Origin of the sequence: Paraburkholderia phytofirmans, assembly GCF_046028095.1 — a bacterium.
GTDB classification, from domain to species: domain Bacteria; phylum Pseudomonadota; class Gammaproteobacteria; order Burkholderiales; family Burkholderiaceae; genus Paraburkholderia; species Paraburkholderia phytofirmans_A.
Genome location: NZ_JAQQDJ010000019.1, coordinates 15,862 through 36,931, shown reverse-complemented (window position 1 = coordinate 36,931; position 21,070 = coordinate 15,862). Strand labels below are relative to the sequence as shown.

General features: G+C 63.1%; 19 protein-coding genes. 5 read left to right on the top strand and 14 right to left on the bottom strand.

Translation table 11 applies throughout. From position 1 onward, the window contains the following. Positions 1-2: 2 nt before the first annotated feature. The 4 genes from PQR54_RS35115 to yacG all read left to right on the top strand — a co-directional run bounded on the left by PQR54_RS35115 (position 3) and on the right by yacG (position 2,823). On the top strand, positions 3-944 hold the full coding sequence (locus PQR54_RS35115) for a prepilin peptidase (protein WP_408253865.1): 942 nt from the start codon (positions 3-5) through the stop codon (positions 942-944). A 3-nt stretch (positions 945-947) separates the two neighbouring features. Next, positions 948-1,550 (top strand): dephospho-CoA kinase, encoded by a 603-nt coding sequence (gene coaE, locus PQR54_RS35110; RefSeq protein WP_408253862.1) that lies wholly within the window; start codon positions 948-950, stop codon positions 1,548-1,550. A gap of 193 nt (positions 1,551-1,743) precedes the next feature. Beyond that, the gene (gene zapD / locus PQR54_RS35105; protein ID WP_012434407.1) at positions 1,744-2,499 is read left to right on the top strand and encodes a cell division protein ZapD; all 756 of its coding nucleotides are present in this window, start codon (positions 1,744-1,746) and stop codon (positions 2,497-2,499) included. A gap of 123 nt (positions 2,500-2,622) precedes the next feature. Beyond that, the gene (yacG, locus tag PQR54_RS35100; RefSeq protein ID WP_408253859.1) at positions 2,623-2,823 is read left to right on the top strand and encodes a DNA gyrase inhibitor YacG; all 201 of its coding nucleotides are present in this window, start codon (positions 2,623-2,625) and stop codon (positions 2,821-2,823) included. Between the two features lie 82 nt (positions 2,824-2,905). On the opposite strand, the gene mutT is transcribed toward yacG, so the two are convergent. The 4 genes from mutT to secA form a co-directional block, all read right to left on the bottom strand. Next, positions 2,906-3,331 carry an 8-oxo-dGTP diphosphatase MutT gene (gene mutT, locus PQR54_RS35095; RefSeq protein ID WP_408253856.1) on the bottom strand — a complete coding sequence of 142 codons (426 nt, stop codon included), beginning with the start codon at positions 3,329-3,331 and terminating at the stop codon, positions 2,906-2,908. An 8-nt stretch (positions 3,332-3,339) separates the two neighbouring features. Then, a complete protein-coding gene (locus PQR54_RS35090; RefSeq protein ID WP_041758583.1) occupies positions 3,340-4,209 on the bottom strand; it encodes an ATP-binding protein in 870 nt (289 codons plus the stop codon). 45 nt (positions 4,210-4,254) lie between these two features. Beyond that, positions 4,255-5,496, bottom strand: coding sequence for a bifunctional glutamate N-acetyltransferase/amino-acid acetyltransferase ArgJ (gene argJ, locus PQR54_RS35085; RefSeq protein WP_408253854.1), 1,242 nt, complete (start codon positions 5,494-5,496; stop codon positions 4,255-4,257). Positions 5,497-5,645: 149 nt separating this feature from the next. Continuing rightward, positions 5,646-8,456 carry a preprotein translocase subunit SecA gene (secA, locus tag PQR54_RS35080; RefSeq protein ID WP_408254025.1) on the bottom strand — a complete coding sequence of 937 codons (2,811 nt, stop codon included), beginning with the start codon at positions 8,454-8,456 and terminating at the stop codon, positions 5,646-5,648. Positions 8,457-8,747: 291 nt separating this feature from the next. On the opposite strand from secA, the gene PQR54_RS35075 reads away from it, so the two are divergent. Next, positions 8,748-9,233 carry a DciA family protein gene (locus PQR54_RS35075; RefSeq protein WP_041758585.1) on the top strand — a complete coding sequence of 162 codons (486 nt, stop codon included), beginning with the start codon at positions 8,748-8,750 and terminating at the stop codon, positions 9,231-9,233. Between the two features lie 82 nt (positions 9,234-9,315). Here PQR54_RS35075 and lpxC read toward each other — a convergent pair whose 3' ends face one another. The 10 genes from lpxC to murD all read right to left on the bottom strand — a co-directional run bounded on the left by lpxC (position 9,316) and on the right by murD (position 21,047). Next, a complete protein-coding gene (gene lpxC / locus PQR54_RS35070; RefSeq protein WP_106285167.1) occupies positions 9,316-10,233 on the bottom strand; it encodes a UDP-3-O-acyl-N-acetylglucosamine deacetylase in 918 nt (305 codons plus the stop codon). A 289-nt stretch (positions 10,234-10,522) separates the two neighbouring features. Beyond that, entirely contained in the window at positions 10,523-11,026 is a 504-nt protein-coding gene (locus PQR54_RS35065; RefSeq protein WP_408253851.1) for a peroxiredoxin, read from the bottom strand. 256 nt (positions 11,027-11,282) lie between these two features. Then, a complete protein-coding gene (gene ftsZ, locus PQR54_RS35060) occupies positions 11,283-12,479 on the bottom strand; it encodes a cell division protein FtsZ (RefSeq protein WP_408253848.1) in 1,197 nt (398 codons plus the stop codon). A gap of 155 nt (positions 12,480-12,634) precedes the next feature. Then, a complete protein-coding gene (gene ftsA, locus PQR54_RS35055; protein WP_007180311.1) occupies positions 12,635-13,867 on the bottom strand; it encodes a cell division protein FtsA in 1,233 nt (410 codons plus the stop codon). 27 nt (positions 13,868-13,894) lie between these two features. Further along, entirely contained in the window at positions 13,895-14,647 is a 753-nt protein-coding gene (locus PQR54_RS35050) for a cell division protein FtsQ/DivIB (RefSeq protein WP_408253846.1), read from the bottom strand. Positions 14,648-14,671: 24 nt separating this feature from the next. Beyond that, a complete protein-coding gene (locus PQR54_RS35045; protein ID WP_408253844.1) occupies positions 14,672-15,613 on the bottom strand; it encodes a D-alanine--D-alanine ligase in 942 nt (313 codons plus the stop codon). Positions 15,614-15,618: 5 nt separating this feature from the next. Continuing rightward, entirely contained in the window at positions 15,619-17,022 is a 1,404-nt protein-coding gene (gene murC / locus PQR54_RS35040) for a UDP-N-acetylmuramate--L-alanine ligase (RefSeq protein WP_408253841.1), read from the bottom strand. Continuing rightward, entirely contained in the window at positions 17,019-18,137 is a 1,119-nt protein-coding gene (gene murG / locus PQR54_RS35035) for an undecaprenyldiphospho-muramoylpentapeptide beta-N-acetylglucosaminyltransferase (RefSeq protein ID WP_408253838.1), read from the bottom strand. Before murG ends, murC begins: the two co-directional genes overlap by 4 nt. Positions 18,138-18,258: 121 nt before the next feature. Further along, positions 18,259-19,536: a putative lipid II flippase FtsW gene (gene ftsW, locus PQR54_RS35030; RefSeq protein ID WP_408253835.1), complete on the bottom strand. Its 1,278-nt coding sequence runs from the start codon at positions 19,534-19,536 to the stop codon at positions 18,259-18,261. After that, the gene (gene murD / locus PQR54_RS35025; protein WP_408253832.1) at positions 19,533-21,047 is read right to left on the bottom strand and encodes a UDP-N-acetylmuramoyl-L-alanine--D-glutamate ligase; all 1,515 of its coding nucleotides are present in this window, start codon (positions 21,045-21,047) and stop codon (positions 19,533-19,535) included. The genes ftsW and murD overlap by 4 nt, the downstream gene beginning before the upstream one ends. Positions 21,048-21,070: the final 23 nt, after the last annotated feature.

The following is a 21,070-nucleotide window of genomic DNA, read 5'->3' as shown; positions in this document are numbered from 1 at the left end:
CTATGCGGGCTACTCTTCCACTCGTGCCAGACACCTCTTTCAGCCTGCTCTCGGGCTTGCTGCCCGACCATTTCGCGACCGGCCTCGGCCAGGCGTTCGGCAGCTTGCCCGCAGCATCGCAGATGACATTCGCCATTGTGTTCGGGCTCGTGATCGGCAGCTTCCTGAACGTTGTCGTGCATCGGCTGCCGATCATGCTCGACCGCGCCTGGCGCGCTGAAGTCAGCGACGCCACCGATCAACCACAGGAAAAAGACGGCTTGCCGGCACGCTACAACCTGTGGGTGCCGCGCAGTGCGTGTCCTCATTGCGGCCACGTGTTGAGCGCATGGGAGAACCTGCCGGTCCTGAGCTATCTATTGCTGCGCGGCCGCTGCTCCGCGTGCAAGGCGCGTGTGAGTCTGCGCTATCCGCTGCTCGAAATCGCCAGTGCAGCGTTCGCAGCCGGCGCGCTCGCGTTGTTCGGCCCGACCTTCACGGCGCTCGCAGCCTTTGGTCTGTGCGCTACGCTGCTCGCCATGAGCGCGATCGACATCGACACGCATCTGCTGCCCGACTCCATGACGCTGCCGTTGCTGTGGGCGGGCATCATCGTCAACTTCAACGGTATGTTTACGAACTTGCACGATGCGGTGCTCGGCGCGATCTTCGGCTATCTGGTGCTGTGGGTCGTGCATTGGGTATTTCTACTCATACGCGGCGTCGAAGGCATGGGTCATGGCGATTTCAAATTGCTGGCGGCGCTCGGCGCGTGGCTCGGCTGGGCAGCGCTGCCGCAGATCGTGCTGATCGCTGCGGTGAGCGGCGCGGTCGTCGGCCTGCTGGCAACGTGGCGCGGCCGTATGCGGTTCGAAGAGCCGCTGCCCTTCGGGCCGTTCCTCGCGGCAGGCGGCGCACTGACGCTGTTTCTCGGCACGCCACTCTATCTGGCTTTGGGAGGCTGAAGCATGTTTGCTGTGGGATTAACCGGCGGCATCGGCAGCGGCAAATCGACTGTCGCCGACCTGTTCGCGGCGCACGGTGTGCCGCTCGTCGACACAGACCTGATCGCGCACCGCATCACAGCGCCGCACGGCATCGCCATGCCGCCAATCGCGGCGGAGTTCGGCGAGACGTTCGTCGCCCCCGACGGCTCACTCGACCGCGCCCGCATGCGCACACTCGTATTCAGCGACGACAGCGCGCGCAAACGCCTCGAAGGCATCACGCATCCATTGATTCGCGCGGAGACCGAACGCGAGCAGCGCGAGGCGCAAGGGCCTTATGTGATTGTCGTGGTGCCGCTGCTGGTCGAATCCGGCAAATGGAAGACGCGCGTGAATCGCGTGCTGACGGTGGACTGCAGCGTCGAAACGCAGATCTCGCGCGTGATGAGCCGCAATAATTTCAGCCGCGAACAGGTGCTGGCGATCATCGCCCGTCAGGCCACGCGTGAAGCGCGCCTCGCCGCGGCCGACGACGTGATCGACAACAACAACGCGCCGCTCGACGCGCTAAAAGCGCAAGTCGACGCGTTGCATCGCGTGTATCTGTCGCTCGCCGGCGCATGACGCCGACGTGATACCTCGGGAAATCCCGGTTGAACTTCGCAGCGATGCGCATGCCAAAGTGCGTTGAAAACCGCCCGAAACACGTGAAAAAAGTTGCAAATGCGTGCTGAAAAAGTGCGTGATTGCTAGGGTAGTCTCACGGCATTAGAATGTTCTGCATTCCCGTCACCGACCACGCCCGAGGCGAGCCCGCTTGATCCTTTACGAGTATCCCTTCAACGAGCGAATCCGGACGCTATTGCGCCTCGAAGATCTGTTCGAGCGCTTCACGTTCTTTCTGACTCAGGAAGACGCCAGGGAACATCACGTCGCACTGACAACGTTGTTCGAAATCTCAGAGGTTGCGGGCCGCGCGGATCTGAAGTCGGATCTGATGAAAGAACTCGAACGCCAACGGCAAACGCTGGCGCCGTTTCGCGGCAATCCGGGAATCGAACAGAGTGCGCTCGAGGCCGTACTCGGCGAGATCGAGCAAACTCTCGCGGGGCTTTCGCAGATGCAGGGCAAGACCGGCCAGCATCTTGCAGACAACGAGTGGCTCGCCAGTATCCGCAGCCGCGCGATCATTCCAGGCGGCACCTGCAAGTTCGATTTGCCGTCCTATTACGCCTGGCAGCAGATTCATCCCGATCAGCGCCGCCAGGACATCGCCAAGTGGGTAACGCCGCTGCTGCCGCTGCGCGACGCGGCCATTATCGTGTTGCGGCTCGCGCGCGAATCCGGCCAGGCATCCAAGGTCATGGCCATGCAGGGCAGCTATCAGCAGATGCTCTCAGGCCGTTCGTATCAATTGATGCAAGTGCGGGTAGCACCGGAATTGCGCGTGATCCCCGAAGCCAGTGCGAACAAGTACATGCTGTGGGTGCGCTTCACGGTGCAGGACGGCGATCTGCGTCCGCGTGCGGTCGATGTCGACGTACCTTTCCAGCTCACGCTTTGCAGCCTGTAAAACACGCTCGCAAACCTGTCATATTCATCGGGTAAATCACAAAGGAAGGGGCGCGCCTTTAAAGCGGCGAAAAATGCCCCTATATTCGTTACTTGTTCCGTTTGCGATTGATTGCCTGACCGTATGCCTACTGTCGTCAAATGCCCCACTTGCGGAAAGGACGTCCGCTGGACACCTGAAAACCGCTTCCGCCCCTTCTGTTCCGATCGCTGCAAGCAGATCGACCTCGGCGCCTGGGCCGCTGAGAAGTACAAGATCGGCGGGGCCGAGCAGGAGGCGTCGTCGGACGAGACGCCTGGCGGTGGGGATTACACTCCGCATTGAGCGCGCGGCCTGCTAGCCGGGCCATGCCGATCGGCGCTGCGCTAGAGCAGCGCCCGGTGTCGCGCGTCCTTCTCTTTCCGCTTCAGTTCTTTTCGGCTGCGAGCCATTCCAGCACGGGAATGGTCGCCGGCAACAGCGGCTCGACGTCCGCCGGCAGCGTCTGCCAGACAAAAGCCTGACCTTCGCGGCCGTGCGGCTCGCCGGACCACTGCGTCACTTTGCAGAAAAAAAGCCGCACATACGCGTGCGGGTAATCGTGTTCGAGCGTATGCCATAGATGGCTTGCCTCGACGTCGATACCCAGCTCCTCGTGCAGCTCACGTGCGAGCGCGGCTTCGACCGATTCGCCCGCTTCCAGCTTGCCGCCCGGAAACTCCCAGTAGCCCTCGTACGGCTTGCCGGCCGGGCGCTGCGCCAGCAGATAGCGCCCATCGGGCTGGACCAGCACGCCGACCGCGACTTGCGTCACCTTGCGGCCGGCGGCGTTCTTCTCGACGTCATCGCTCATGCCGACGCTCACGCTGAGGTTTTGCGGCCGGACCAGTCGCGCGCGAACTGCCACGCAACGCGTCCTGAACGCGAGCCGCGCTCGAGCGCCCACACCAGCGCGTCGCCGCGCGCCGCCTCGACTTCGGCGTCATCGCAGCCGAAATGCCGCAGCCAGTGGCCGATGATCGACAGGTAGTCGTCCTGTTTGAACGGATAGAAGCTGACCCACAGGCCGAAACGCTCGGACAGAGAGATCTTTTCTTCCACGAGTTCGCCGGGATGAATCTCGCCGTCGGACGTGTGCTTGTACGTCTCGTTGTCGCTCATGTATTCCGGCAACAGATGGCGGCGGTTCGATGTCGCGTAAATCAGCACGTTGTCCGATTGCGCGGCGATCGAGCCGTCGAGCGCGACCTTCAGCGCCTTGTAGCCCGACTCGCCGTCTTCGAACGAGAGGTCGTCGCAGAACACCACGAAGCGCTCCGGCCGCTGCGCGATCAGATCGACGATATCGCCGAGGTCGTGCAGATCGTCCTTATCCACTTCGATCAGACGCAGGCCGTCTTTCGCGTACGCGTTCAGACACGCCTTGATCAGCGACGACTTGCCGGTGCCGCGCGCGCCCGTCAGCAGCACGTTGTTGGCCGGCTGCTTGTGCACGAATTGACGCGTGTTCTGCTCGATCAGGCCTTTCTGGCGATCGATGTTTTGCAGGTCGTCGAGCGTGATCGCCGAGATGGCCGGCACCGGCTGCAGGTAGCCGCGCCCCTGACGCTTGCGCCAGCGAAAGGCCACTGCCGCCGACCAGTCGATGTCAGGCGCAGCGGGCGGAAGCATCGCTTCGAGGCGGACGAGCACGGCTTCGGCCCGGGTCAAAAACTGTTCGAGTTTATCCATGGCTGTGAAATAAGCGGCCTTGGAGCCGCGTAATGAACCTGGTGGTTACGAACGATAGTCGGCGTTGATACTCACGTAATCGTGCGACAGATCGCAAGTCCAGATCGTGGCTTGCGCATCGCCGCGGCCGAGTACGACACGAATGCCGATCTCGCTCTTTTTCATGACGCGCTGGCCGTCTTCTTCACGGTAGGCCGGATTGCGGCCGCCGGCAGTCGCAACCAGCACGTCGTCCAGATACAGATCGATCTTGCCGACGTCGAGATCGTCCACGCCGGCATAGCCGATGGCCGCGAGAATGCGGCCGAGATTCGGATCCGATGCATAGAAGGCCGTCTTCACGAGCGGCGAGTGGCCGATCGCATAGGCGATCTGGCGGCATTCGCCGACGCTCGAGCCGCCTTCCACTTGCACGGTCATGAATTTGGTCGCGCCTTCACCGTCGCGCACGATCAGTTGCGCGAGGGTCTGGGCGACTTCGGTCACCGCGTCGCGCAGCGCTGCATAAGCGGGCGAGTCGGTGGACGTGATCGCCGGCAGGCTCGATTTGCCCGACGCGATCAGGATGAACGAGTCGTTGGTCGACGTATCGCCATCGATCGTGATGCAGTTGAACGAGCGGTCCGCCACGTGCTTGACCAGCGCGTCGAGCACCGGCTGGGCGACGGCGGCGTCGAACGCGAGGAAGCCGAGCATGGTCGCCATGTTCGGCTTGATCATGCCCGCGCCCTTGCTGATGCCGGTCAGCGTGACCGTGTGGCCCTCGATCGTGACCTGGCGCGACGTGGCCTTGGGCAGCGTGTCCGTGGTCATGATCGCCTGCGCGGCGTCGTACCAGTTCGCTTCCTTGCGGTTCGCCAGCGCGGCCGGCAGACCCGCTTTCAAACGATCGACCGGCAGCGGCTCCAGAATCACGCCCGTCGAAAACGGCAGCACCTGCTCCGGCGTAATGTCCGCGAGACGCGCGAGCTCGGCGCAGGTTTCGCGTGCCGCCACGAGGCCCGGCTCACCCGTGCCCGCGTTCGCGTTGCCGGTGTTGATCACCAGCGCGCGAATCGGCTTGCCGCCGGCGCGCACGCGTTCCAGATTCTCACGGCACACCGTGACGGGCGCCGCGCAAAAACGGTTCTGCGTGAACACGCCGCCCACCGTGGCGCCATCGCCCACGGAAATGACGAGCACGTCCTTGCGGTTCGGCTTGCGAATATTCGCCTCCGCCCAGCCGAGCGAAACGCCGGCGACGGGGTGAAGTTGAGCGGGATCGATCGAGGGGAAATTGACAGCCATGGTCGCGACCTGTCGAAGAAAATGCCGGCAGGCGCCGGCATCGGGGAAACGGAACTGATGGCCCGGGCGTGCTGCCGGACCACCGCGAAATCAAGGCAACCTAGCGCGTAAAACGACGCGGCGCGCCTCTCAGCGCGCCGCATTGGGCATTACACGATCTTGCCGTGGCACTGCTTGTACTTCTTGCCGCTGCCGCACGGGCACGGGTCGTTACGGCCGACCTTCGGCACGTTGTCCGCGCTCAGGTTCGCTGCGGGCGCCTGCGACGAGCCATGGCTCATTGCATCGCCGATCATGGCGGCGGTGGCTGCTTCCGCGGCAACGGGCGCCGCGGCGGCTGCTTCGGCGAATTCGGCGTGGCGGAACTCGACGTTTTCAAGGTGGCCGCCCTGCTCTTCGAGCTGTTCGGCAGCCTGCTCCAACTGTTCCGGCGACTGGATCTGCACGTTCATCACCACGCGGGTGACTTCAAGCTTCACCGCGTCGAGCATGGCGGCGAACAGTTCGAACGCCTCGCGCTTGTACTCCTGCTTCGGGTTCTTTTGCGCATAGCCGCGCAGATGGATACCCTGACGCAAGTGATCGAGCGCGGCCAGATGTTCGCGCCAGCTACGGTCCAACGTTTGCAGCATGATCGAGCGTTCGAACGCGCTGAACGATTCGCGGCCGACCAGTTCGACCTTCGCTTCGTACGCTTCGTCCGCGGCGGCTTCGACCGCTTCGAGAATCTCGTCCGCGCTGATCGAGTTCGACTCGTTGATCATTTCCTGGATCGCGAGATCGAGCTGCCATTCGTTGCGCAGCACTTCTTCCAGCTCGGGCACGTCCCACTGCTCTTCAATGCTGCCTGCCGGCACGAACTGGTGAACGATTTCGCCGATCACGCTCTGGCGCATCGCGCCGATCGTTTCGGTGATGTCGTTCGCTTCGAGCAATTCGTTGCGCTGCTGGTAGATCACCTTGCGCTGATCGTTCGACACATCGTCGTATTCGAGCAATTGCTTGCGAACGTCGAAGTTGCGCGCTTCCACTTTGCGCTGCGCCGATTCGATCGAGCGCGACACGATGCCCGCCTCGATCGCTTCGCCTTCGGGCATCTTCAGGCGGTCCATGATCGCGCGCACGCGATCGCCGGCGAAAATGCGCAGCAGCGGATCTTCCAGCGACAGATAGAAGCGCGACGAACCCGGGTCGCCCTGACGGCCGGCACGGCCGCGCAACTGGTTGTCGATCCGGCGCGATTCGTGGCGCTCGGTGCCGATGATGTGCAGACCGCCCGCGGCCTTCACCTGATCGTGCAGCGCCTGCCATTCGTCGTGCAGCTTCTGGATGCGGCGCTGCTTGTCGTCTTCAGCCAGCGTTTCGTCCAGTTCGAGGAACGACGCCTGCTTTTCCGCGTTGCCGCCGAGCACGATGTCGGTACCGCGACCGGCCATGTTGGTGGCGATCGTGATGCGCTTCGGACGGCCGGCTTCGGCGACGATCTCGGCTTCACGCGCGTGCTGCTTGGCGTTCAGCACTTCGTGCGGCAAACCGGCCTGCTTCAGCAGATGCGACAGCAACTCGGAGTTTTCAATCGACGTCGTTCCGACCAGCACCGGCTGTCCGCGCTCGTAGCAATCGCGAATATCGCGGATCACCGCGTCGTAACGTTCCTTGGCGGTCTTGTAGATCTGATCCTGCTTGTCGATCCGCTTGGGCGGACGGTTGGTCGGGATCACGACCGTTTCCAGACCGTAGATCTCGTTGAATTCGAACGCTTCCGTATCCGCCGTGCCGGTCATGCCGGACAGCTTCGCGTACATGCGGAAGTAGTTCTGGAACGTGATCGACGCGAGCGTCTGGTTCTCGCTCTGGATCTTGACGTGTTCCTTCGCCTCGACAGCCTGGTGCAGCCCGTCCGACCAGCGGCGGCCCGACATCAGACGGCCGGTGAATTCGTCGACGATCACCACCTCGCCGTTCTGCACCACGTAATGCTGGTCCTTGAAGAACAGCGTGTGCGCGCGCAGCGCGGCGTACACGTGGTGCATCAGCGTGATGTTCTGCGGCGCGTACAGGCTTTCGCCTTCACCGATCAGGCCCCACTCGGCGAGCAGACGCTCGGCCTTTTCGTGGCCCGATTCCGTCAGGAACACCTGGCGGCCTTTTTCGTCCAGCGTGTAGTCGCCCGGCTTTTCGACGCCGGTGCCGTCCGCTTTCTCTTCGCCGATCTGGCGTTCGAGCAGCGGCGGCAGCGCATTCATGCGCACGTACAGGTCGGTGTGATCTTCGGCCTGGCCGGAGATGATCAGCGGCGTACGGGCTTCGTCGATCAGGATCGAGTCGACCTCGTCGACCACCGCGAAATTCAGGGCTCGCTGCACGCGCGCGTCGGTCTCGTAGACCATGTTGTCGCGCAGGTAGTCGAAGCCGAATTCGTTGTTGGTGCCGTACGTGATGTCAGCCGCGTAGGCTTCCTGCTTCGCGCCGTGATCCATCTGCGACAGGTTGATGCCGACCGACAGACCGAGGAAGTTGTACAGGCGCGCCATCCATTCGGCGTCGCGCTGGGCGAGGTAGTCGTTGACCGTGACCACGTGCACGCCGCGGCCCGACAGCGCGTTCAGGTACACCGGCAGCGTGGCGACGAGCGTCTTGCCCTCGCCGGTGCGCATTTCGCCGATCTTGCCGTAGTGCAGAACCATGCCGCCGATCAGCTGCACGTCGAAGTGGCGCATTTTCAGCACCCGCTTGCTGGCCTCACGGCACACCGCGAAGGCTTCCGGCAGGAGCTTGTCGAGCGATTCGCCGCTCGCGACGCGCTGGCGGAATTCACCCGTTTTGGCGCGCAGTTGATCGTCCGTCAATTGCTCGATCTGCGGCTCGAGCGCATTGATCGCCGTGACGGTCTTTTGATATTGCTTGACTAGCCGCTGGTTGCGGCTGCCAAAAATCTTCTGTAGAAAACCGGTGGTCATCGGATCGGTGTCTGCGTCGCGGCTTCGGCTGGGTCGCGGCGTGCAGTTCATGCACGTGCGCTCCGGGGTCGGAAGGGCCTCGGCGGCTTAGTCCAAGAGTGAATTCGAATCGCGCATTTTAGCACGCGCCCCCGCCCACGCTTATGTCAGCAGCGAGACGGCGGCGGGGCATCCGGAGCCCGCCGCAGCAAGCTCTGGCAGTCCGTATTGAGGCGGGCCCGCGTGCGTCCTGCGCGGTACAATCGCGGCGTGAACGCGCATAGGGTGCGGACACGCCGTTACCCATCGAACATGAGCCGTTTTCCTTCCTTTTCAAGGCCGCCGCCCCAGCAGTTCAAGGCGCGCCGCCCGCAGCCGGTCGCCGAGGTGCTCAATCGCACGGACGCGTTCGCGGCCCTGCGCGCGGGCGTCGAGCAGATTGCGGCGTTGGAAAAGGATCTGCGGGCGCTGCTGCCCGACTATCTGGCGACGAGCGTCGAACCCAGCTTTATCAAGGAAGGCGTGCTGGCCCTGTTCGCCGGCCATAACGCGCTGGCGGCGCGGCTGCGGCATCTGGAGCCACGGCTGCTGGCGGATCTGCAGCAGCGCGGCTGGCCCGTGAATTCGCTGCGGATTCGCGTGCGGCCGCAGGCTGTGAAGGAACCGCCGCCGGTCAAACAGGCGCGCATGACGCCGGCTGGCGCTGATGCGCTCCACGCGCTGAGCGAATCGCTGGCGCCTTCGCCGTTACAGGAAGCGCTGGCGAAAATGGCAGCACGGCATCGGAGAAATCGCTAGGCAAAAGAAAAGCGGCCCGACTGGGCCGCTTACTTTTCATGCGCTTGATTCGGAAATTTCACCCGAAGCGAAAGCGAAAGCGTCAGGCAAAAGCCGTCTGCGTCTCGTAGGCAAAACCGCGCGGCGCCTTCTGCGTGTCGTCGAAGGTGACGATTTCGTACGAATCTTCGTGCGCCAGCAGTTCGCGCAGCAGCGCGTTGTTCAGGCCGTGGCCCGACTTGTACGCGTCGTACGCCGCCAGCAACGGATGGCCGACCACATACAGGTCGCCAATCGCGTCGAGCATCTTGTGCTTCACGAACTCGTCGTCGTAGCGCAGGCCGTCGTTGTTCAGAATGCGGTACTCGTCCAGCACGATTGCGTTGTCCATGCTGCCGCCGCGCGCCAGACCCAGTTCGCGCATCATTTCCACTTCATGCGCAAAACCGAAGGTGCGGGCACGCGCGATTTCGCGCACGTACGACGTATTGGCGAAATCCACTTCCAACGCCTGACCGGTTTTATCCACAGCCGGGTGACGGAAATCGATCGTAAATTTGAGCTTGAAACCGAAATACGGATCGAGACGCGCGAATTTATCGCCGTCACGAATTTCGACCGGCTTGGTGACCTTGATGAATTTCTTCGCCGCGTTCTGCTCTTCAATACCGGCAGACTGAATCAGAAACACGAATGAACCGGCGCTGCCGTCCATGATCGGAATTTCTTCGGCGGTGACGTCGACATACAGATTGTCGATGCCGAGACCGGCGCAGGCGGACATCAGATGCTCGATGGTCGAGACGCGCGCGCCGTCCTTCTGCAACACGGAAGCCAGACGCGTATCGCCAATCGCCATCGCCGACGCAGGAATGTCCACCGGCGTGGCGAGATCCACGCGCGAAAACACGATGCCCGTGTCCGGCCCGGCCGGACGGAGCGTCAGTTCGACTTTGCGGCCCGAATGCAGGCCGATGCCGACTGTCTTGACGATTTGCTTGATAGTGCGCTGCTTCAGCATGGTGATCTTCTATTCGATTGAAAATCCCAATCGGGACTTTTTATTCCATAGCGCGAATTATACTCCAATACCCTTAGGAGCGTCTTTTCCCGGAACGTATCAATCTGTTTCGCTGCATTACCCTTGGGCGCCCGTCAGGGAAAGCGTGACGGGCCGATGCCCCGGAACGGAGGCGTTTCCGGTCATCGGCCCGCGTAACGGCCTGTCACAAAAGCGTCTTATCGACCGTTGCCCAGGCACAACGCGCTAACGGCGCGTGCCCGCGGCGAAGGCCATGACGCCCGCGTGCCTAGCTCAACGTAGCGAGAATACTCCCTGCATCGCTGACTTCGAATTTGCCGGCAGCCTCGACGTTCAACGTCTTGACCACGCCGTCGTCGACCACCATCGCGTAGCGCTGGGAACGGATTCCCATGCCGCGCGCCGACAAATCCTGCTCGAGACCGAGCGCTCGCGTGAAAGCCGCACTACCGTCCGCCATCATGCGCACCTTGCCCGAGGCATGCTGATCGCGTCCCCACGCGCCCATTACGAACGCGTCGTTGACGGACACGCACCAGATCTCGTCGATGCCAAGAGCGCGCAACTGCTCGGCGTGCTCGACATAACCCGGTACATGTTTGGCCGAACAGGTGGGCGTGAACGCGCCCGGCAATCCGAAGATCACCACACGCTTGCCCGCCGTCTGTTCGCGCACGTCGAAGCTGTTAGGCCCGATCGTGCAGCCCGCCCGCTCGTCTTCGATCAACTCGAAGAGCGTTGCGTCGGGCAGCTTTTCACCTGGCTGAATCATGCTCAGTCCTTTGCATCGATGCGAAGCACGCTCGCACGTCGTCGTGTCGCAGTGAAAAATCCGGCGTGGGCACCAACCACTGCATGCTCCGCCGTCCGGCGACAGTCGCCCACTCCGCTTCGCGAATCCGAAGAGGGCAGTTGTCCTTGTCGCGAATCCTCAACGATACGCGACTTGTTCGCCGTTCACCCGCCACGCTCGTGCATTCGTCCGCCAGCGCCAGAATCGACGCCGCAACGAAAGCCTGCCCCTGCGCTCAGTCCGCCTGCTTGCGCAGGAATGCCGGAATGTCGTACGTGTCGACGCCCTTTTCCTGCAGCGCCTGCACATGCGAAGCGGCCGTATCGCGCGACGTGCGCCACACTGCCGGCGTATCCAGCGCGCCGTAATCGGCGGTGCTGGCGTGCGACGACTGCGGTGCGTAGGCAGCGTGTGCGTTGATCGGCTGGTTGTCGGTGCCGGTGCGCAGCAGCGTCATCGGTGCCGATTGCTGCTTCTTGGCCGCGCGGCCCAGACCCGTTGCCACGACCGTCACGCGCAGCGCGTCGCCCATTGCATCGTCGTACACTGCGCCGAAGATGACCGTTGCGTCTTCCGCGGCATAGCTCTTGATGGTGTTCATCACTTCGCGCGTTTCCGACAGACGCAGCGAACGGCTCGACGTGATATTGACCAGCACGCCACGCGCGCCCGACAGATCCACACCTTCCAGCAGCGGGCTGGCAACAGCCTGCTCAGCAGCGAGGCGAGCGCGATCGACGCCGGCAACCGTCGCCGTGCCCATCATCGCCTTGCCCTGCTCGCCCATCACCGTCTTCACGTCTTCGAAGTCGACGTTCACCAGACCGTCGACGTTGATGATTTCCGCGATGCCGGCAACTGCGTTGTTCAGAACGTCGTCTGCGCACTGGAAGCACTTGTCCATCTCGGCGTCATCGCCCATCACCTCGAACAGCTTGTCGTTCAGGACGACGATCAGCGAGTCGACGTGATCCTCCAGTTGCTGCGAACCGGCTTCTGCCACGCGCATCCGCTTGCCGCCTTCGAATTCGAACGGCTTGCTGACGACGCCAACGGTCAAGATACCCATTTCCTTGGCGATCTGCGCGACCACGGGTGCTGCGCCCGTGCCCGTGCCGCCGCCCATGCCGGCCGTGATGAAGACCATGTGCGCGCCGCGCAGTGCGTCGGCGATGCGCTCACGGGCTTCTTCCGCTGCGGCGCGGCCCATTTCCGGCTTGGCGCCGGCGCCCAGACCCGTGTTGCCGAGCTGGATCACCGCGGTGGCGCGCGAACGCGACAAAGCCTGCGCGTCCGTGTTCATCACGATGAAGTCGACGCCTTGCACGCCTTTGTTGATCATGTGCTGAACAGCATTGCCGCCAGCGCCACCTACTCCGACCACCTTGATGATGGTGCCGTTCGTTTCGGTTTCCAGCATTTGGAAATCCATGATGCCTCCGTCAAGATAAAAATTTACAGCCACTTCGGCCGTTATTCGGCAGGAGATCGGGCAACCCCCTGTCGCGCGCCGGCCGCCGGCACCAGCGCGTATTTTTTTTGAAACCTGTTCGAAAACCCGTTCTATGCAGCGGTACTACGAATGCTTTAGAAGTTGCCGAGGAACCAGTCCTTCATGCGCGTGAACACCTGTCCCATCGAGCCCGACTGCACCGCGACCTTGCGGCCGCGCATGCGTTGCGAGCGTCCTTCGACGAGCAGGCCCATCGCCGTCGAGTAGCGCGGATTGCGCACTACATCGGCGAGACCGCCCGCGTACTCCGGCACGCCGATACGCACCGGCTTCAGGAAAATGTCCTCGCCCAGTTCGACCATGCCGAGCATCATCGACGCGCCGCCGGTCAGCACCACGCCGGAGCTCAGCAGTTCCTCGTAACCCGACTCGCGCACCACCTGCTGCACGAGCGAAAACAGTTCTTCGACACGCGGCTCGACCACCGCCGCCAGTGCCTGGCGTGACAGCGTGCGCGGACCGCGCTCGCCGAGACCCGGCACTTCGATCATCTCGTCCGGATCGGCGAGCGCCTGCTTGGCGATGCCGTAATCCACCTTGATGTCTTCCGCGTCCGGCGTCGGCGTGCGCAGCGCCATCGCGATGTCGCTCGTGATCTGGTCGCCGGCGATCGGAATCACCGCCGTATGACGGATCGCGCCTTCGCTGAAAATCGCAATGTCCGTCGTGCCGCCGCCGATATCGACCAGCACCACACCGAGTTCTTTCTCGTCTTCCGTCAGCACCGCGAGCGACGACGCCAGCGGCTGCAAGATCAGATCGTTCACTTCGAGCCCGCAGCGGCGCACGCATTTCACGATGTTCTGCGCCGCGCTCACCGCGCCAGTGACGATATGCACCTTCACTTCGAGACGAATGCCGCTCATGCCGATCGGCTCGCGCACATCTTCCTGACCGTCGATGATGAATTCCTGCGTCAGGATATGGAGCACCTGCTGATCGGTCGGGATGTTGATCGCCTTCGCCGTTTCGATCACGCGCGCCACGTCCGTCTGCGTGACTTCTTTCTCCTTGATCGCCACCATGCCGCTCGAATTGAAGCTGCGGATATGGCTGCCGGCAATCCCGGTAAATACGTTGGTGATCTTGCAGTCGGCCATCAGCTCGGCTTCTTCGAGCGCGCGCTGAATGGACTGCACGGTGGCCTCGATATTCACCACCACGCCTTTCTTGAGCCCCTTCGATTCGCTCTGGCCGAGGCCGATCACCTCGTAGTGACCTTCGCCCTTCAACTCGGCGACGATGGCCACGACCTTCGACGTCCCAATGTCGAGGGCGACCAGCAGATCTTTATAGTCTTTACTCATAGCGTGCTCATTGCGTGTGATGTCCGTTTACTTCTTGCCCTTGTCGGGTTCGGTGATAAAGCGCATCCCTGCCGCGCGAATCGCGAAACCGTTCGGATAGCGCAAGTCCGCATACTCGATATCCTTTCCCCAACGTTGCGTCACCGCGCTCCACGCCGCGCTCAGACGTTTGCTCCGATCGAGCAGCGTGTCCTGATTGCGTTCGCGCCCAAGTTCCACCTGCGTGCCGTTCGAGAGCTTCACCGTCCACGCGTAGCGCGGCGACAGCGTCACTTCTTCAGGCGTCGCGCCCAACGGCGCAAACCATTTCTGGAAGTCGTGATACCGCGCGACCACCTCTTTTGCCGTCCCGTCCGGACCGTCGAACGCGGGCAGGTCTTCTTCGAGCTCGCCCTGGTTCGCGGTGAACAGCTCGCCGTCGACGCTCACCAGCTGATCACTGCCCCACGTTCCCAGCGGTTTGTACTCTTCCAGCGTGACAGCCAGTGCATTCGGCCAAACGCGCCGCACGCTCGCATGACGCACCCACGGCATCTGCTCGAACGCCTGACGCGCCACGTCGAGATCCACCGTAAAAAAGTTGCCCTTCAAGCGCCCCACCACACCCGCGCGCACCGTCGGCGAATTGATGTGCTCGGTATCGCCGTCGATCTGAATCTCGCGCAGCGCGAAATTCGGGCGCTGGATCAGCCAGTAACCGCCTGCCGCCAGCAGCACGAGCACCAGCAACACATGCAATGCGTTGGAGGCGAAATTGAGCTGGCGAACGTTGTTCCACATGGTGTTGCTTTCGGGTCGCCCCGGTTAGTCCTGCAGCGTCAGCGCCAACACGCCGACAACCAGTTCCTGATAGCTGATGCCCACCGCGCGCGCCGCTTTCGGCGGCAGCGAGTGATCGGTCATGCCAGGCGCCGTGTTCACTTCGAGGAAATACGGGTTGCCGTCGGCGTCGAGCATGAAATCCGCGCGGCCCCAGTCGGTGCAGCCGAGTACATCGAAGGCGCGGCGCGCCAGCACTTTCAGGCGCGCTTCCTCGTCCGCCGCCAGACCGCACGGGATCAGATACTGCGTGTCGTTCGCGATGTACTTAGCGTGGTAGTCGTAAAACTCGCCAGCCGGCACGATGCGGATCACCGGCAGATCGAGATTGCCGGCGATGCACGCGGTGTATTCGCCGCCGCCTTCGATGCTCTTTTCGACCACCACGATCTTGTCGTACTTGACGGCTTCGATCAGCGCGGCCGGGAGTGCTTCGGCGCTCTTCACCTTGATCACCGCGACGCTCGAACCTTCGCTCGCCGGCTTCACGAAGAGCGGCAAGCCGAGCTTCGCGACAATCTCTTTCGAGCGCGCTTCGTAGTCGTCGCCACGCAGCACGGCTTCGAACGGCGGCGTCGGAATGCCGAGTTGCTGCCACACGAGCTTGGTGCGGAATTTATCCAGACCGAGCGCCGAGCCGAGCACGCCGCTGCCCGTGTACTTGATGCCGTAAAAGTCGAGCGCGCCCTGAATCTGGCCGTTCTCGCCGTAGCCGCCGTGCAGCGCGTTGAACGCGCGCACAAAGCCTTCTTCCTTCAATGCGGCGAGCGGACGCTCGGCCGGATCGAACGGATGCGCGTCCACGCCGGCGTCGCGCAGACCTTGCAACACCAGGCGGCCGGAATTGAGCGATACCTCGCGCTCGGCGGAATTACCACCGAGCAGCACTGCCACTTTGCCGAATTGTTTCGGATCGATACTGCTCATCTCACTCACACCTTGTTTTCTTGCGCGAGGCGACCCGGCACTCCGCCGATCGAACCCGCGCCCATCGTGATCACCACATCGCCGTCGCGCACCACTGCTGAGAGAGCGTCCGGCACTTCATCCACCGTATCGACAAAGACCGGCTCGACCTTGCCCGCCACGCGCAGCGCGCGCGCCAATGCGCGGCCGTCCGCGGCGACGATCGGCGACTCGCCGGCCGAATAGACTTCGGTCAGCACGAGCGCGTCGACGGTCGACAGCACTTTCACAAAATCCTCGAAGCAATCACGCGTACGCGTGAAGCGGTGCGGCTGGAACGCCAGCACCAGGCGACGCCCCGGAAATGCGCCGCGCGCCGCCGCCACCGTGGCCGCCATTTCGACCGGGTGATGACCGTAGTCGTCCACCAGCGTGTAGGCGCCGCTCGCTTTGCCTTCGCTTACGACCGGCACTTCGCCGTAGCGCTGAAAGCGTCGGCCCACGCCGTTGAAATCCGCCAGCGCTCGCTGGATATCGGCATCTTTCACTTCAAGTTCAGTCGCAATTGCAATTGCGGCCAAAGCGTTCTGCACGTTGTGCTCGCCCGGCAGGTTCAAGACGATGTCGATCGGCGCCGCGTCTTCGCGCATGGCCGTGAAATGCATCTTGCCGTCGTGCGCTTTTACGTTGACCGCGCGCACCTGCGCATCCGGCGCGAAGCCGTAGCGAATGATCGGCTTCGACACGAACGGCAGGATCTCCTTCACGTTCGGATCGTCGACGCACAACACCGCGATACCGTAAAACGGCAGACGGTGCGTGAATTCGATGAACGCCTGCTTGAGCCGCGCGAAATCGTGGCCGTAGGTGTCCATGTGATCGGCGTCGATGTTCGTGATGACTTCGATCACCGGGAACAGATTCAGGAACGACGCATCCGATTCATCCGCTTCCGCGACGATGAAGTCGCCCGTGCCGAGTCGCGCATTCGCGCCTGCGCTAATCAGCCTGCCGCCGATCACGAAAGTCGGGTCGAGACCGCCCGCCGCGAGCACGCTCGCCACCAGCGAGGTGGTCGTGGTCTTGCCGTGCGTACCGGCAATCGCGATGCCTTGCTTCAGGCGCATCAGTTCCGCGAGCATCACCGCGCGCGGCACGATCGGAATGCGTCGATGACGCGCGGCCAGCACTTCCGGATTGTCGCTACGCACCGCCGTGGAAACGACCACAGCGTTCGCGCCTTCGATGTTCTCCGCCGCGTGACCGATCGCGATCCGCGCGCCGAGTGCGGCGAGGCGATCGGTGATCGCGTTGCTCGTGAGATCCGAGCCGCTCACCTGATAGCCGAGGTTGACCAGCACCTCCGCGATGCCGCTCATGCCGACACCGCCGATGCCGACAAAATGAATGTGTTTGACGATGTGTTTCATTGCTTTCCTTCTGGGCTCGCGCCCGAAATCGAACCCGCCACGGTCGCGCAAATCTGCGCAACCTGTTCAGTGGCGTCGGGTTTCGCGAGCGAGCGCGAACGCTCCGCCATCTCCGCGAGGGTCTCTCGCGTCTGGCTGCGCAACCAGTCAGCGAGGGTTTCCGCCGACAGATCGCGTTGCTGCACGACCAGCGCCGCGCCGTTGTCGGCGAGGAACGCTGCATTAGTGGTTTGGTGATCGTCTACTGCATACGGGAACGGCACGAAGAACGCCGCCACGCCTACTGCTGAAATCTCTGAAACTGTCATGGCGCCCGAGCGGCAAATCACCAGGTCCGCGTTCGCGTAGGCGCTCGTCATGTCGTCGATGAACGGCACGAGTTCGACGTCGGCGCCTGCTTGCAGACCTGCTGCCGCGTAGTTCTCACGCAGCGCCTCGATATGCTTCGCGCCCGCCTGATGCACGATGCGCGGACGCTCATTCGGCGCGAGCAAGGCCACCGCACGCGGCACGACTTCATTCAACGCCGCGGCGCCCAGACTGCCGCCCACGACCAGCACATTCAACGGGCCGCTGCGTTGCGCGTAGCGTGCTTTGGGTGCAATTGCGCGCGCAAGTTCCTCACGAATCGGATTTCCCGTCCATTCGCCGTGCGGCAGTGCATTCGGAAACGCAACCAGCACGCGTTTGGCGACTTTCGCGAGCACCTTGTTCGCGAGACCCGCAATCGAATTCTGTTCGTGCAGCACCAGCGGACGGCCGCTCAACGCGGTCATCAAGCCGGCCGGAAACGTGATATAGCCGCCCATGCCGAGCACGACATCCGGCTTCACGCGACGCAGCACGCTCAGGCTTTGCGTGCAGGCACGCAGCAGATTCAACGGCAGCATCAGCTTGGTTTTCATGCCCTTGCCGCGCAGCCCGCCGAAGCGCACGTATTCCATCGGGATGCCGTGCTTCGGCACCAGCGTCGCTTCCATGCCCGCAGGATTGCCGAGCCATACGACCTTCCAGCCCCACGCCTGCATCAGATGAGCGACCGCGAGCCCCGGGAACACGTGTCCCCCGGTGCCACCGGCCATCACCATCAGCGTGCGTTGCGGCAGAGCGGTCATACCTTCCCCCCACGCATCAGCATGGACGAAAACCCGTTTTGGCTTCGGCCGCTTCGCTTAACTTCGCGCGCTTCGCGCACGAAGTTAGCCTTCGCCGATATCGTGCGCTGCTGCATGGGGGTCATACCTTCCCCCCACGCATCAGCACACGATTTTCATAATCCACACGCATCAGCACGGCAACCGCGACGCAGTTCAGCACAATGCCCGAGCCGCCGTAACTGACGAGCGGCAACGTGAGACCCTTGGTCGGCAGCAAGCCGAGGTTCACGCCCATGTTGATGAAGGTCTGCGCGCCGAACCAGATGCCGACGCCCTTCGCCACCAGGCCCGCGAACGTGCGGTCGAGTGCGAGCGCCTGACGGCCGATCTCGAACGAACGGCGCACGATCCAGTAGAACATCAGGATCACGACCAGCACGCCGATAAAACCCAGTTCCTCGCCGATCACCGCGAGGATGAAGTCGGTATGCGCTTCCGGCAGATAGTTGAGCTTCTCGACGCTGCCGCCAAGACCTACGCCGAACCACTCGCCGCGGCCGAACGCGATCAGCGAGTGCGTCAATTGATAAGCCTTGCCCTGCGCGTAACGGTCGTCCCACGGATCGAGGTACGCGAAAATCCGCTCGCGACGCCACGGCGATGCCCACACCAGCAAACTGAACGTGCCAACCGCAGTTGCCACCAGGCCACCGAACAGCTTGCCGTTCACGCCGCCGAGAAACAGCACGCCCATCGCGATCGCCGCGATCACCATGAACGCGCCCATGTCCGGCTCGAGCAGCAACAACGCGCCGACGAGACCCACCGCCACCGCCATCGGCAAAAAGCCTTTGGCGAAGCTGTGCATGTATTCCTGCTTGCGCACCGTGTAGTTCGCCGCGTAAATCGTCACCGCGAGCTTCATGATTTCCGACGGCTGCATGTTCGTGATGCCGAGCGGAATCCAGCGACGCGCGCCGTTCACGCCCTTGCCGACGTGCGGGATCAGCACGATCACCAGCGCGACCAGCGAAATCAGAAACAGCTTCGGCGCGTACTTGTCCCACGTCGCGATCGGAATGCGGAACGACACGATGCCGATCACCGAACCCATCACCACGAAGATGATCTGGCGCACGAGGAACGCGTAATCACGATACGACGCGTACTTGGGCGAATCGGGCATCGCGATCGACGCCGAATACACCATCACCACGCCGAGACCGAGCAGCGCGACGACCACCCACAGCAGCGAGTGATCGTAGTCGAGCATGCGCGAGCGCAGCGGACGCACTCCGTTGACGGCGCTCGCGAGACCACTGCCGCCCGTGCGGCCGCCGACGCGAGCCGCCCCGCCCGAACCACCCGCGTCGCCGGCGGCAGCCTGACGCGAACCGAAACGTTCCGACCAGCTCATATCATCGTCCCCCGTTCGGCCGCGATGTCTTCTACCGTGCTGCGGAATACCGCGGCGCGGTGCGCGTAACCCTTGAACATGTCGAAGCTCGCGCAAGCCGGCGAGAGCAGTACGGCGTCGCCCGGTTCCGCAAGCGCCGTTGCTGCGCGCGTCGCTTCTTCGAGCGTGGCGTGATCCGTCATGGCGATGCCGGTTTCTTCGAGCGCGGCGCGAATCAGCGGCGCGTCACGGCCGATCAGCATCACGGCGCGGCACCAGCGCATGACCGGCGCGGCCAGCGGTTCGAAATCCTGGCCCTTGCCATCGCCGCCGGCGATTAGCACGATGCGCTGCGCGAGCCCGTCAAGCGCGGCAACCGTCGCGCCGACGTTAGTGCCCTTGCTGTCGTCCACATAGTCGATACCGTCGATCGACGCGATTAATTCCACGCGATGCGGCTCGCCGCGATATTCGCGCAGTCCGTGCAACAGCGGTGCGCCCGGCAGACCGATTGCGCGCGTAAGCGCGTAAGCGGCGAGCGCGTTGGCGGCGTTGTGCAGGCCTCGAATACGCAAGGCGTCCGCGGGCATCAAGCGTTTCAGTGCGATATTCGGCGGCGTGACCACTTCGTTCTTGCGACGGCGCTTCGGCACCGGTTCGTCGCTGGCGTCGCGATCGTGCGCCTGCACGAGCCAGATCATGCCGTTGTCGCGCAGCAGACCGTAGTCGCCGTCGTTCTTCGGCTCGGTGACGCCGAACGTGACCATCTCGGCTTCGCTGTCTTCCGCGGGCGTCAGCTTCATGACGCGCGAGTCATCGCGATTCAGCACGCGCACAGTCTGCGCACCGAAGATGCGGCCCTTCGCGGCGGCGTACGCGTCCAGACCGCCGTGCCAGTCCAGATGATCTTGCGTGATGTTCAGCACGACCGCCGCATCCGGCGAGAACGTGTGCGCTGTTTCCAACTGGAAGCTCGACAGTTCGAGCACCCACACGTCGGGCAATGCGGTGTTGTCGATCGCTTCCGAAAGTTTGTCGAGCAGCGACGGGCTGATGTTGCCGGCCACGGCGACCTTCTTGCCGGCGCGTTCACACAGCAGGCCAGTCAGACTCGTCGTCGTGGTTTTGCCGTTAGTGCCGGTAATCGCGATCACCTTCGGCGCGTAGCCGCTTTCGCCGAGCGTCTTCAGCGCTTGCGAAAAGAGTTCGAGTTCGCCCCACACGGGAATGCCTTGCTCGCGCGCCGCTTCGATCAGCGGCAACAGGTCAGCGGCAAGCGGCGACAAGCCCGGGCTGATGGCGACGAGTTCGACGCCTTCGAGCAACACCGGCGAAAACGGGCCGCCGACGAATGCGGCGTCGATGCCGTGCGCTTCCAGCGCGGGCAGGTTCGGCGGCACTTCACGCGTATCGGCCACACGCAGCCGACAGCCGTGCCGCGCGCACCAGCGCGCCATAGCGAGACCGGATTCACCCAGTCCCAGCACGAGCACCATCGGCTTTTGCCGATCCCGAAACTTCTCGCCGAACATCGCCTGCTTCCTTAATTACCTGC